This is a genomic window from Synechococcus sp. TAK9802 (assembly GCF_014279535.1).
Taxonomy (GTDB): Bacteria; Cyanobacteriota; Cyanobacteriia; order PCC-6307; family Cyanobiaceae; genus Parasynechococcus.
Genome location: NZ_CP047937.1, coordinates 1,956,104 through 1,967,030, shown reverse-complemented (window position 1 = coordinate 1,967,030; position 10,927 = coordinate 1,956,104). Strand labels below are relative to the sequence as shown.

Here is a 10,927-nt window from a genome sequence, read left to right as displayed (position 1 = left end):
TTACTGCTCAAATGTATGGGTCTTCGCCCTGCGGGAACGGGTCCTGTCCATGTCTGAGCCGCAGGCTGTCGCATCCCGTTACGCCGATCGGCGCCTTTTGTGGAAGGCAGCGATCAAGTGGCCGATGTATTCCGTTGCCGTGATGCCTGTGCTGCTGGCGGCTGGATGGCAGTTCGGGGTGGTGGGCTCCCTGCGCTGGCTGCAGTTGGGGGGCTTTGTGCTGGCGGCCATCCTGCTGTTGCTTTGGGAAAACCTCAGCAACGATGTTTTTGACGCGGCCACGGGTGTGGATGCCACCGGTAAACCCCATTCCGTGGTGAACCTCACCGGCCGCCGGGACCGTGTCGCCCAGGGGTCGACCGCTGCGCTGGTGCTGGGGTTGCTGCTGATGGCCGGGTTGGCCTGGAACAGCAGCGGTGCGGTGCTGGCCCTGGTGCTGGTCTGCTGCGGTCTGGGTTACGTGTACCAGGGCCCCCCATTCCGTCTGGGCTACCGCGGCCTGGGCGAGCCCCTGTGCTGGCTGGCCTTTGGGCCCTTTGCCACCGCAGCGGCCCTGGTGGTGCTGCAGCCCCGGGGGGCAGCATCGATCCCTTGGGGCACGGCCTGGATTTTGGGGGCAGGTCCTGCCCTGGCGACCACCCTGGTGTTGTTCTGCTCCCACTTCCATCAGGTGGAGGAGGACGCCGCCCATGGCAAACGCTCGCCGGTGGTGCGTCTGGGCACGGCCCGGGCGGCAGCCTTGGTGCCCTGGTTTGTGGCCTTGACGCTGGCGTTGGAGTGGGTGCCTGTGCTGCATGGGGACTGGCCTCCGACGGTATTGTTGAGCGCTCTTGGTTGTCCTGCCGGTGTGCAGCTGATGCGTCTGCTCCAGCGCCACCACGACCGGCCGGAGCTGATCAGCGGCAGCAAGTTTCTGGCCTTGCGCTTCCAGGGCTGGAATGGTCTGGGGCTGAGTGCGGGCCTGGCTCTGGCGCGCGTCTGGACGGGCGGATGACGCTCTGGCTGCAGCGTCGCCGCTTCCGCTTTGCCCTGATGCAGCCGCTGCGCACGGCAGCCGGCGAGCTGCGGGAGCGCAGTGGCTGGTTGCTGCGGCTGGATGACCATCAGGGAGCTGTGGGCTGGGGCGAAGTGGCTCCGCTTCAGCCGCATCAGTTCACGGCCTGTGAGCACGCTCTCGCTGCGCTGCCGGATGCGCTTCCTCAGGCTGAGCTGGAGGCTGTGTTGCGGGAGGCCCCAGGGCCGGTGGGTTTTGGCCTTGGGGCGGCCTCGGCGGAGCTGCAGGGTGTGGTGGGCGCTGCTTCGCCCCAGGGCTGGCTGAAGGCTCCTGCCCCAGCGCTGTTGCTTCCGGCTGGCGAGGCGATGCTTTCGGCCCTGGAGGTTGCTTCGGCGTCGATGGGTGGCCTGGAGAACTGCACCTTCAAGTGGAAGGTGGCCACGGCGCCAGATGGCCTGGAGCGTCAGCTGCTTGAGCAGCTGCTCAAGCGGCTGACGCCCACGGCCCGGTTGCGTCTGGATGCCAATGGCGGCTGGGACCGCAGCACGGCTGAGGCCTGGATGCAGCGGTTGCGCGATGACCCACGCCTGGACTGGTTGGAGCAGCCGCTGGCGGTGGAGGATCAAGCCGGCTTGGATCAGTTGGCGGCGCTGGGGCCGGTGGCCCTCGATGAATCCCTCCATCAGCACCCGGAGCTGCGCTCAAATTGGAGGGGATGGCAGGTGCGTCGGCCTGTGCTGGAGGGGGATCCCCGCCTGCTGTTGCGGGAGCTGCAGTCAGGGGTGCCCCAACGGATGCTGAGCACCGCGTTTGAAACCGGCATTGGTCGGCGCTGGCTGGAGCATCTGGCGGGTCTTCAGGCCCAGGGCCCCACGCCGGCGGCCCCGGGCCTGGCTCCTGGCTGGACGCCAGCGGGGCCGTTGTTCTCCAACGATCCAGAGCAGGTCTGGGCCGCGGCGGCATGAGCGAGATCGAGCGGCTGGAGCACGGGTTGGCGGCGGGGCAGTGGGTGGCCCTGTCACCTGAGGCGGAAGCGGCGCCCATTGATCAGCTGCCGCCGGGACCGGGGGTGCTGGTGCGCAGTGGTGGCAGCGTTGGCGGCAGCCGTTGCTGCGCCCAGCCTTCGCTTCATCTGGACCGTTCGGCCGCCTCCACCGCTCAATGGTTGACGGGGATCGGTTTGGACCCGGCCTCCACCCTCCTGCTCAATCCACTGCCGCTGGCCCATGTGAGTGGTCTGATGCCTTGGTGGCGCGCCCGCTGCTGGGGCGCGGGGCATCAGCAACTGGAGCCGGGGTTGATGAAAACCCCCACCGAATTGCTCGCGTTCTGTCAGGGCCTGCCCGCTTGGGAGACGAATCCTGCCGTGCTGTCGTTGGTGCCCACGCAGCTGGCACGTCTGCTGGCCCATCCCGATGGGGTGGCCTTCCTGCAGCAGCTGCAGCTGATCTGGATCGGTGGTGCGGCTCTCCCGTCTCCGCTGGCGGATCAGGCACGGGCCTTGCAGCTGCCGCTGTCGCCCTGTTACGGGTCGACGGAGACGGCGGCGATGGTGGCGGCCCTCCCGCCGGACCGCTTCCTGGCCGGCGAGCCTGGGTGTGGGGACCCGCTGGTGGATGTGGAGCTGCGGCTGGCCGCTGATGGGGCGCTTGAGGTGCGCACTGATCGCTTGGCCCTGGGTCGTTGGTGGGCGGATCAGCCCGAGCGTTGGGAACAGCTCAGGGATGGCGATGGCTGGTGGCGCTCGGGGGATCAGGCCGCGTTGGCCCCTGGTCTCCAGATTGTGGGCCGAATCGATGGCGCCATTCACTCCGGTGGCGAAACCGTGTTCCCCGAGCAGCTGGAGCAGCGCTTGATGGCGGCGCTGCAGGCGGCATCGCTGCCGGTGAGCGCCGTTCTGCTGCTTGGTGTGGACGATCCGGAGTGGGGGCAGCGGTTGGTGGCGCTGGTGGGCAGCTCTGACGCTGCCGTGCTGAAGCGGCTTGAGGCCCTCACTCGGCCTTGGCCGGCGGCGGAAACGCCGCAGCGTTGGTTGTTGTGTCCTGAGCTGGCCCCCTCGGCGTTGGGGAAATGGCAGCGCCAGCGCTGGCGGGAGTGGTTAAAGCGGTTGGATGCTGCCGAGGCTTGATGCTTCCAGCCAACGGTCCACGCCATCGGGCAGGGCACAGCGGCGCCGGGTTTGCTCGTCGATGGCCACATGACGCAGGCAGCCTTTGGCTACTAGCTGCTCCTCCAGCAGCACCTGGCTGTTCACCGCAAAACTGCTGGGATCGATCCGTTCCGGTTCCAGACGGATCAGCAGCTTGTCGCCCACCTGCACCGGGGCGCGGAAATCGGCATGGCAGTGCACGATCGGCAAGGCCACGCTCGGTTGCTCTCCGCGGCCGCCAGGAAAGACTGAACCCGCCGGCAGGCCGAAGCGTTCCAGGCTTTCCTCCCAGGCCTGGTGGCACCAGCCCAGCAGCTGCTGAAAGTGCATCACGCCGGCGGCGTCGGTGTCGCTGAAGCGCACGGTTCGGCTCAGCTCCAGCCAGGGGGCAGAGGTCATGGCGATGTGTTGTTCAAGCCGGTGCCGACTGTCACCCTGACAGAAATCCCGCCCGAATCATGGCCGCGCCGATCGCCTTCGAGCCTCCGTCCATTCAGAAGGCCTGGCAGGCCTTCCTGCAGCACATCCCAGTGGTGCTGGTGAGCTGGGTGGGCTCAATCGTGCTGTCGCTGCTGGCTGTTCTGGCGTACGGTCTGATCATCGTTGCCGTGTCGGCGATCATCGGCAGCAGCGATGCGGCATTGGGGCTCGGGGCGGTGCTCGCCCAATTGGTTCAGTTGCCTTTCTCCATCCTCGCCAGCCTGTTGTCGGTGCTGTTGGTGGCCGTTCCTGCCCTCTACTACGAGCGCGGTGAGGTGGTGACGATTTCAACGGCCGCTCAGCTGCTCACCGGCCGTTGGTGGCGTTATGTGCTGGCGGGGCTGTTCTTTTCGCTGGTCACCACCATCGGCTTTCTGCTTTGCATCCTTCCCGGGATTGCCGTGGCGTTGGTCACGCCGGTGTTCATCAATCGCATCTTCGTCACCGACATGGGCATCGGTGAAGCCTTCTCCCAGTCGTTTCAGGTGGTGTATCGCTCGGAAAACGGCTTGAGCTTCGTGGGGCTTGAGGTGTTGACGGCCATCGTCGTCGGGCTGCTGGCCCTGGCGACCTGCGGTCTGGGGGGCTTTGTGGTGATTCCCATGGCCAGCTTCTTCCTTCAGAACGTCGCCTATCAGCGCGGACTGTTGCGCTGATCGCTCAGCCGCTGGGCCAGCTATTGGTGCTCAGGCGCAGCAGCCAGTAGCTGATCAACCCTCCAGCCACCACCGGCAGGGGCCAGAGGGGAAGACCTCTGGGGATGAGACGCCGTTGCTGGAGCGCCAGCACACTCCAGAACACCAGCCCCAGGGCGGCAATGGGACCAAACAGATGCCATTGCAGCGATCCGCCCAGATCACCGGTGAGGGCTGCGCTTGTTGCTCGGGTCAGAAAGCAGGTGGGGCAGGGCACGCCGGTGAGGGCGCGAAGCGGGCAGCCGAGGCCGGGTATCCCTGGATGCAAGCCCTTCAGCCATAACGCACCGGTCACGGTTGCGGGCAGCAGATAGCCCGCGCGTTGCAACCGCCGCAGAAACCGGTTCAGAGATCAGCGATCCACCGATCCCATGATCACGTCGATGGAACCGAGGATGGCCATGATGTCGGCCACCTTGTGTCCCTTGAGGATGTGGGGAAGAATCTGCAGGTTGTTGCTGTCGGCAGCGCGGATCTTGAAGCGCCAGGGGGTGACGTCGTTGTTGCCCTGGATGAACACCCCGATCTCTCCCTTGCCTGATTCCAGCCGGGTGTAGAGCTCGCCGTTGGGGATTTTGAAGGTGGGCGCCACCTTCTTGGCCACGTACTGGAAGTCGAAACCTGCAGCGTCGCTGCCCTTGCCTTCGTTGAGGCGCTTGGCCTCGAGGTTTTCGGTGGGTCCGCCGGGGATCATGTCGCAGGCCTGGCGCAGGATCTTGAGCGACTGGCGCATCTCTTCGATGCGCACGCGATAGCGGGCGTAGCAGTCGCCTTCTTTTTCCCAGGCCACCTGCCAGTCGAAGTCGTCGTAGCACTCGTAGTGATCCACCTTGCGGAGATCCCAGGGCACGCCGGAAGCGCGCAGCATCGGTCCGGAGAGGCTCCAGTTGATGGCGTCCTCCTTCTCGATCGTTCCCAACCCTTCAATCCGGCGCCGGAAAATCGGGTTGTTGGTGATCAGCTTTTCGTATTCGTCGATCTTGGGGCCGAACCAGTCACAGAAATCACGGCATTTCTCCAGCCATCCCCAGGGCAGATCAGCGGCGACGCCGCCGATGCGGAAATAGTTGTTGTTGATCAGCCTCTGGCCGGTGGCGGCTTCCCAGAGGTCGTAGATCATCTCCCGCTCGCGGAAGATGTAGAAGAACGGGGTCTGGGCCCCCACGTCTGCCAGGAAGGGTCCAAGCCAGAGCAGGTGGTTGGCGATGCGGTTGAGTTCCAGCATCAGCACACGGATGTAGCTCGCCCGCTTGGGCACCGGGATGTTCGCCAGTTTTTCCGGGGCGTTCACCACGATCGCCTCGTAGAACATCCCCGCCGCATAGTCCATGCGGCTCACGTAGGGCACGAACATCACATTCGTGCGGTTCTCGGCGATCTTCTCCATGCCGCGATGGAGGTAACCGATCACCGGTTCGCAGTCGACCACGTCCTCACCATCGAGGGTGACCACGAGCCGCAGCACCCCGTGCATGGAGGGGTGGTGGGGCCCGAAGTTCACCACCATGGGCTCCGTGCGCGTTTCCAGCTGCGTCATGGGAGCGGTGGTCCGATCGATGAGTAGATCTTAAGGAGTCTTCGCCTGTGGCTTGTGCCCCCCTTCAGCCATGTGCCCGTGCTGGCCGATGCGGTGCTGGATGCGGCCCGGCAGATCCCCCGTCTGGATGGCCTGTTGATCGACGCCACCCTTGGGGGCGGCGGCCACAGCGCCCTGTTGCTGGAACAGCATCCCGGCCTGCGCCTGATCGGACTGGACCAGGACGCCACGGCCCGGGCCGCGGCGGCGGAGCGTCTGGCCCCCTTCGGTGATCGCGTCTCGATCGTGGCCACCAACTTTGCCGACTATGTGCCGCCCGAGCCCGCCGTGATGGTGCTGGCGGATCTGGGGGTGAGCAGCCCGCAGCTGGATGTGGCGGAGCGGGGCTTCAGTTTTCGCCTGGACGGTCCCTTGGACATGCGGATGAATGCCGGCGGTGAGGGGGAGACTGCGGCTGAGCTGATCGATCGCCTGGAGGAGAACGAGCTTGCGGATCTGATCTATGGCTACGGGGAGGAGCGCCTCTCCCGCCGCATCGCCCGGCGGATCAAAGCGGACCTCAAGGACAAGGGCTCCTATGAGGGCACCGCAGCCTTGGCCTACGCCGTGGCCGGTTGTTATCCCCCCAAGGCGCGGCGGGGGCGGATTCACCCCGCCACCCGTACCTTCCAGGCCCTGCGGATTGCGGTGAACGATGAGCTGGGGGTGCTCGATCGCCTGCTGCAGCAAGCTCCCGACTGGCTCGAGCCTGAGGGGCTTCTGGGAATCATCAGCTTCCATTCCCTGGAAGACCGCCGCGTCAAGACCGCCTTCCTGCGCGATGAGCGCTTGCAACGGATCACCCGCAAGCCGGTGGTGGCCACCGAGCAGGAGGAGGAGGCCAACCCCCGCAGCCGCAGTGCCAAATGGCGTGTGGCCCAGCGTTTGGCCACTGTTTAGCGACTGCTGAAGAACCCGGTGGCAGTTGCGGCGTCGGTGATCGCTGTGATGGCCTGATCCACGTCGTCGGCTGTGGTCTCACGCCCCAGGCTGAGTCGCAGGGAGGCTTCGGCTTCAGCCCGCGAGCGACCGATCGCCTGGAGCACGTGGGACGGCGCGCCGTTGCTGCAGGCGGAGCCACTGCTGCAGGCCAGGTGCGGGCGCAGGGCCCGGTGCAGGCGGCTGCCGTTCACCCCGGGAAGGCTGATGTTGAGGTTGTGGGGCAGGCGCGGCTGCAGGGCCCCATTGAGCAGCACGCCGGGGAGGCGCTGCTGCAGGCCCTCCCACAGCTGATCGCGCAGGTGCTGAAGATGGCTGTTGCCCTGCTCCTGTTCCTGCAGCGCAAGGCGGGCGGCGGCGGCAAAGCCCACGATCAAGGCGGTGGGCAGGGTGCCGGCCCGGAGCCCGGCTTCCTGGCCGCCCCCCCACTGCAGCGGTTCGATGGCGATGTCCTCCCGCAGCACCAGGGCGCCAATGCCCTTGGGCCCGTAGAGCTTGTGGGCACTAAGGCTGAGCAGGTCAACCCCCAGGGCATCAGGGTTCAGCGGCAGCGTCCCGAAGGCCTGGGCTCCATCGCTGTGCAGGGTGATGCAATGGCGGCGGCAAATCGTTCCCAGTTGCTCGAGCGGCTGGAGCACGCCGATTTCGTTGTTGGCCGCCATCACGCTCACCAGCCGCGTTTCGGGGGTGATCGCCGCCTCCAGCTGCTCAGGGCTGATCAGTCCATCGGGGCCTGGGGTCAGCAGGGTGACGCTGAAGCCTTCCCGTTGCAGTTGCTGGAGTGGATCCAGCACGGCGTGGTGTTCGGTGGCCACGCTGATCAGATGGCCGCTCCCCAGGGCGCGGGCATGGCCCAGCAGCGCCAGGTTGTTGGCTTCCGTGGCACCGCTGGTGAACACCAGTCGTTCCGGGCTCACTCCCACCGCTTCCGAAAGCTGGCGCCGCGCCACGTTCACCGCGGCAGAGGCGCTGAGGCCGAGCCGATGCTGGCGGCTGGAGGGATTGCCCCAGTCCGCACTCCAGAACGGCGCCATCGCCTCCACCACCTCAGCCGCACAGGGGGTGGTGGCCTGGAAATCAAAGGCGAGAGCCGAGCCGCTCAGGACGATGCAGGCAGATGTTGCGATCATGGTGCTGCATTGCGAACGGCACTGGCATGGGTCTGCGATTGCCAATGGCTCTGCTGGGCCTGGGCGGGCTGGTGTGCCTGCAACCCGCCAGTGGCTTCGACCGTGAGCAGGTGCTGGAGCAGATGCGGCAATCGCGGCCAGCCGATCTCAAGGTGCTGATCGAACGCCCTGCTCCCGTCGGTACCCTGTCGATCGGGATTTACGCGGTGAAACCAGCCTCGTCCAATCCCGACACCCGTAGCTACACCCTGTGGGAGGAGTCGGCTTCGGATCTCAACGTCTATGTGGAGAGCGTCAATTGCTCCCCAGAGAAGCCCTTGCGGGTGAAACGCACGCCGTCGACGGTTTACGTGCGCACCCTCAACCCTGGCGGTCCGATCACGGACGTGAATCGGGAGGATCACCTGGTGTGGTGGGCAGCCTGTGTGCCGGAGGTGGCGGGAACTGACCCTGCCACGTTGCGTCAGAAGGCTCTGGATCTGGGCTTTTCCACCCTGATTCCCGAACAGCAGGAGCAGTTACCCGCACTGGCCCGTTGAGCGTGCTCTCCATACATTGCGGCCAGAGCGATTCCAGCCATGAGCGACGCGCCCACCCCCACCGCTGAATCCGTAGAGGCCGCGGCGCCCGCCCCGCGTCTGTTGCTGGTGGACGACGAGCCCGGTCTGCGCACGGCGGTGCAGGCCTATCTGGAAGACGAAGGCTTTGAGGTGACCACCGCGGTGGACGGGGAGGAAGGCTTCGCCAAGGCGCAGCAGATGCTGCCGGATGTGGTGATCAGCGACGTGATGATGCCGCGGCTTGATGGCTATGGCCTGCTGCAGAAGTTGCGCGCCGATGAACGGCTTGGTGGCACCCCGGTGATTTTTCTCACCGCCAAGGGCATGACGGCGGACCGCACCCAGGGCTATCTGGCCGGGGTGGATGACTACATCCCCAAGCCGTTCGATCCCGATGAGCTGGTGGCGCGGGTGCGCAACGTGGCCCAGCGCCAGCAACGGCTGCTGCAGGAGGCAGCGCGCTTTGCGGATACCGATATGGGCCAGATGGCCAAGCAGATCACCGAGATCCGTTCGCTGCTGGCCCAGGCCGAAGCGTTGCCCTCCACCGAGCCGGTGGTGCACAGCTTCACTCCGCGGGAGGCGAGTGTGCTGCAGCTGGTGGCGGAAGGATTGATGAACAAGGAGATTGCCCGGCAGCTGGAGACGTCGATCCGCAACGTGGAGAAGTACGTGAGCCGGTTGTTCAACAAGACGGGCACCTCCAGCCGCACGGAATTGGTGCGCTATGCCCTGGAGCACCGTCTGGTGACTTGAAGGCTGGTTGGCGCGAGGCGGCGTTCAACAACGGTTGGACCTACCGCGACCGGGTGCCGCGGTCCGCTGCCGGCATCTTGGTGAGCGAATGGCTGGCGGATCGCTACCGCCACTCTGATGCTGTGTTGTGGCAGCAGCGGATCGCCGCCGGTGAGCTGGATTGGAACGGAGCGCTGCTGGCCGCTGATCGAGCCTTGCAGGGCGGTGAGACCCTCTGTTGGCGGCGTCCGCCCTGGTTGGAGCAGACGATCCCCGATCAATGGGAGACGATCCACGACGACGGCGACCTGTTGGTGATCAACAAGCCTTCCGGTTTGCCGGTGATGCCCGGTGGTGGCTTCCTGCGCCACACGCTCACGGCCTTGCTTGAACCCACCGGTGCCCGGCCGGTGCACCGCCTGGGGCGGTTCACCTCCGGTTTGCAGGTGTGTGCCCGCACGCCGCAGACCCGTGCCCTTTGGTCGAAGCAGTTCCGGCCCGACGGCGGTTGCCGCAAGGTGTATCAGGCCTGGAGCCAGTGGGTGCCGGGGTTGGAGTTGGGGCAGTGCCTGACGGTGAGCAGTGATGTGGTGGAACGGCCGCATCCGCTCTTGGGCTGGATCTGGGGGCCGGAACCGTTCGACGATGCGCCGATCCGCAAACGCCTCTCAGCCCACTCCGAGCTGGAGCTGTTGGAGCGCACGGCCGAGGGCGATCGACTGCAGGTGACGATCACCACCGGACGACCCCATCAGATCCGCATTCATCTGGCGCAGCTGGGCAGTCCGCTGCTGGGGGATCCGCTCTATCTGATGAATCGCGAGATTTCAGCCACCGCAACGCCCGGTGATGGGGGCTATCGGCTGCATGCCTGGCGGCTTTCGGGTCTCCCTCACTTGAGGGAGATCAACCTCCAGGTGGATCCCCCAAGTGAGGGAGATCAGGCCTTGCGGAATTCGATCAGGCGCGAGAAGTAGAAGGGGGCCTTGTTCAGGCTTCGGCGCACCAGCTTGAAGCCGCAGGCTTCCGCTGCTTTCACGATGCCGTCTTCCTTGAGGGTGTAGGCCCGGGTGGTTTTGCTGGGGCCGGGGAACAGCTGGCCGATGCCCTTCAACAGCGCCAGCAGCGGGGTATAGGGAGCAAAGCTCACGATCAGCCGCTCTTCGGTGAGGCTGCAGAGGTGCTTCACCATCTCCTCGGCAGGTTGCTGGGGGTAGTGAATGAACACATCCAGGCAGCACACCGTGTGGAACGAGCCGCTCAGGCTTTCCAGGTCGCTGGCGAAGAAGTTCAGCTTGGTCATGTCGAGGCCGGCCTCGCGGGCCCGGCGCTCGGCTTCCTGGGCCATGGCTTCGGAGATGTCGCTGGCGCTGATGGAACTGGCTCCCATCGCCGCCAGCGGCAGGCTCAGGCTGCCAACACCGCAGCCCGCGTCGCAGAAGCTCGCCTGGCTGAGTTCACCGCTCTCCTTGATCCAGGCCAGTACTTCATCCACTGTTTTCTGGTGACCGATGCGGATGTTGCGCTGCACCTTGTTCACGTCATCGCTGTCGCTGTAGATGCGGTTCCAGCGGTCGAAACCCGTGGTTTCGAAGTAGCCCTTCACCTCCTTTTTCTCGGCCTGTTTCTGCTCCAGCAGCTGATCGGGGGCCATGGCGGAAGGGTTTGC

The 10,927-nt window shown here is 65.7% G+C and carries 13 protein-coding genes; 8 read left to right on the top strand and 5 right to left on the bottom strand.

Annotated elements, in window-relative coordinates:
- Positions 1 to 49 precede the first annotated feature (49 nt).
- The 3 genes from menA to SynTAK9802_RS11350 are packed head-to-tail and all read left to right on the top strand — an operon-like array spanning position 50 to position 3,122.
- A complete protein-coding gene (gene menA / locus SynTAK9802_RS11360; RefSeq protein ID WP_186496324.1) occupies positions 50 to 994 on the top strand; it encodes a 2-carboxy-1,4-naphthoquinone phytyltransferase in 945 nt (314 codons plus the stop codon).
- Positions 991 to 1,959, top strand: coding sequence for an o-succinylbenzoate synthase (menC, locus tag SynTAK9802_RS11355; RefSeq protein ID WP_186496323.1), 969 nt, complete (start codon positions 991 to 993; stop codon positions 1,957 to 1,959). The genes menA and menC overlap by 4 nt, the downstream gene beginning before the upstream one ends.
- Entirely contained in the window at positions 1,956 to 3,122 is a 1,167-nt protein-coding gene (locus SynTAK9802_RS11350; protein WP_186496322.1) for an AMP-binding protein, read from the top strand. The genes menC and SynTAK9802_RS11350 overlap by 4 nt, the downstream gene beginning before the upstream one ends.
- Here the strand turns inward: SynTAK9802_RS11350 and SynTAK9802_RS11345 are convergent.
- Positions 3,093 to 3,542 (bottom strand): thioesterase family protein, encoded by a 450-nt coding sequence (locus SynTAK9802_RS11345; RefSeq protein ID WP_186496321.1) that lies wholly within the window; start codon positions 3,540 to 3,542, stop codon positions 3,093 to 3,095. The genes SynTAK9802_RS11350 and SynTAK9802_RS11345 overlap by 30 nt on opposite strands.
- Positions 3,543 to 3,601: 59 nt before the next feature.
- Between SynTAK9802_RS11345 and SynTAK9802_RS11340 the strand changes: the two genes are divergently transcribed.
- Positions 3,602 to 4,279, top strand: a complete 678-nt coding sequence (locus tag SynTAK9802_RS11340) for a hypothetical protein (RefSeq protein ID WP_186496320.1) — start codon at positions 3,602 to 3,604, stop codon at positions 4,277 to 4,279.
- A 4-nt stretch (positions 4,280 to 4,283) separates the two neighbouring features.
- Here the strand turns inward: SynTAK9802_RS11340 and SynTAK9802_RS11335 are convergent, their stop codons facing one another.
- Both SynTAK9802_RS11335 and SynTAK9802_RS11330 read right to left on the bottom strand, forming a co-directional pair.
- On the bottom strand, positions 4,284 to 4,646 hold the full coding sequence (locus SynTAK9802_RS11335) for a DUF2752 domain-containing protein (RefSeq protein ID WP_186496319.1): 363 nt from the start codon (positions 4,644 to 4,646) through the stop codon (positions 4,284 to 4,286).
- Positions 4,647 to 4,670: 24 nt separating this feature from the next.
- The gene (locus tag SynTAK9802_RS11330) at positions 4,671 to 5,855 is read right to left on the bottom strand and encodes an NAD(P)H-quinone oxidoreductase subunit H (RefSeq protein ID WP_115009907.1); all 1,185 of its coding nucleotides are present in this window, start codon (positions 5,853 to 5,855) and stop codon (positions 4,671 to 4,673) included.
- 54 nt (positions 5,856 to 5,909) lie between these two features.
- Here SynTAK9802_RS11330 and rsmH point away from each other — a divergent pair, with 54 nt between their 5' ends.
- On the top strand, positions 5,910 to 6,794 hold the full coding sequence (rsmH, locus tag SynTAK9802_RS11325; protein ID WP_186496318.1) for a 16S rRNA (cytosine(1402)-N(4))-methyltransferase RsmH: 885 nt from the start codon (positions 5,910 to 5,912) through the stop codon (positions 6,792 to 6,794).
- On the opposite strand, the gene SynTAK9802_RS11320 is transcribed toward rsmH, so the two are convergent.
- Positions 6,791 to 7,963: a cysteine desulfurase family protein gene (locus tag SynTAK9802_RS11320; protein ID WP_186496317.1), complete on the bottom strand. Its 1,173-nt coding sequence runs from the start codon at positions 7,961 to 7,963 to the stop codon at positions 6,791 to 6,793. The genes rsmH and SynTAK9802_RS11320 overlap by 4 nt on opposite strands.
- 26 nt (positions 7,964 to 7,989) lie before the next feature.
- Here SynTAK9802_RS11320 and SynTAK9802_RS11315 point away from each other — a divergent pair, with 26 nt between their 5' ends.
- From SynTAK9802_RS11315 to SynTAK9802_RS11305, 3 genes are read left to right on the top strand one after another with little or no spacing between them, the layout of a single operon-like run.
- Positions 7,990 to 8,502, top strand: a complete 513-nt coding sequence (locus SynTAK9802_RS11315) for a hypothetical protein (protein ID WP_186496316.1) — start codon at positions 7,990 to 7,992, stop codon at positions 8,500 to 8,502.
- 39 nt (positions 8,503 to 8,541) lie between these two features.
- Positions 8,542 to 9,279 (top strand): response regulator transcription factor, encoded by a 738-nt coding sequence (locus tag SynTAK9802_RS11310; protein ID WP_115009911.1) that lies wholly within the window; start codon positions 8,542 to 8,544, stop codon positions 9,277 to 9,279.
- Complete coding sequence (locus SynTAK9802_RS11305) at positions 9,276 to 10,235, top strand: RNA pseudouridine synthase (protein ID WP_186496314.1); 960 nt, start codon at positions 9,276 to 9,278, stop codon at positions 10,233 to 10,235. The genes SynTAK9802_RS11310 and SynTAK9802_RS11305 overlap by 4 nt, the downstream gene beginning before the upstream one ends.
- On the opposite strand, the gene bchM is transcribed toward SynTAK9802_RS11305, so the two are convergent.
- Positions 10,199 to 10,912, bottom strand: a complete 714-nt coding sequence (gene bchM / locus SynTAK9802_RS11300) for a magnesium protoporphyrin IX methyltransferase (protein WP_115009913.1) — start codon at positions 10,910 to 10,912, stop codon at positions 10,199 to 10,201. The two genes, SynTAK9802_RS11305 and bchM, sit on opposite strands and share 37 nt — an antisense overlap.
- Between the last annotated feature and the right edge of the window lie 15 nt (positions 10,913 to 10,927).

Excerpts from the sequence above, each read along its gene's own strand:
- SynTAK9802_RS11320 (WP_186496317.1), bottom strand. The coding sequence starts at position 7,963 with ATGATCGCAACATCTGCCTGCATCGTCCTGAGCGGCTCGGCTCTCGCC.
- bchM (WP_115009913.1), bottom strand. The coding sequence starts at position 10,912 with ATGGCCCCCGATCAGCTGCTGGAGCAGAAACAGGCCGAGAAAAAGGAG.
- SynTAK9802_RS11350 (WP_186496322.1), top strand. The coding sequence starts at position 1,956 with ATGAGCGAGATCGAGCGGCTGGAGCACGGGTTGGCGGCGGGGCAGTGG.
- SynTAK9802_RS11340 (WP_186496320.1), top strand. The coding sequence starts at position 3,602 with ATGGCCGCGCCGATCGCCTTCGAGCCTCCGTCCATTCAGAAGGCCTGG.
- SynTAK9802_RS11310 (WP_115009911.1), top strand. The coding sequence starts at position 8,542 with ATGAGCGACGCGCCCACCCCCACCGCTGAATCCGTAGAGGCCGCGGCG.
- menC (WP_186496323.1), top strand. The coding sequence starts at position 991 with ATGACGCTCTGGCTGCAGCGTCGCCGCTTCCGCTTTGCCCTGATGCAG.
- SynTAK9802_RS11330 (WP_115009907.1), bottom strand. The coding sequence starts at position 5,855 with ATGACGCAGCTGGAAACGCGCACGGAGCCCATGGTGGTGAACTTCGGG.
- SynTAK9802_RS11345 (WP_186496321.1), bottom strand. The coding sequence starts at position 3,542 with ATGACCTCTGCCCCCTGGCTGGAGCTGAGCCGAACCGTGCGCTTCAGC.
- SynTAK9802_RS11315 (WP_186496316.1), top strand. The coding sequence starts at position 7,990 with ATGGGTCTGCGATTGCCAATGGCTCTGCTGGGCCTGGGCGGGCTGGTG.
- menA (WP_186496324.1), top strand. The coding sequence starts at position 50 with ATGTCTGAGCCGCAGGCTGTCGCATCCCGTTACGCCGATCGGCGCCTT.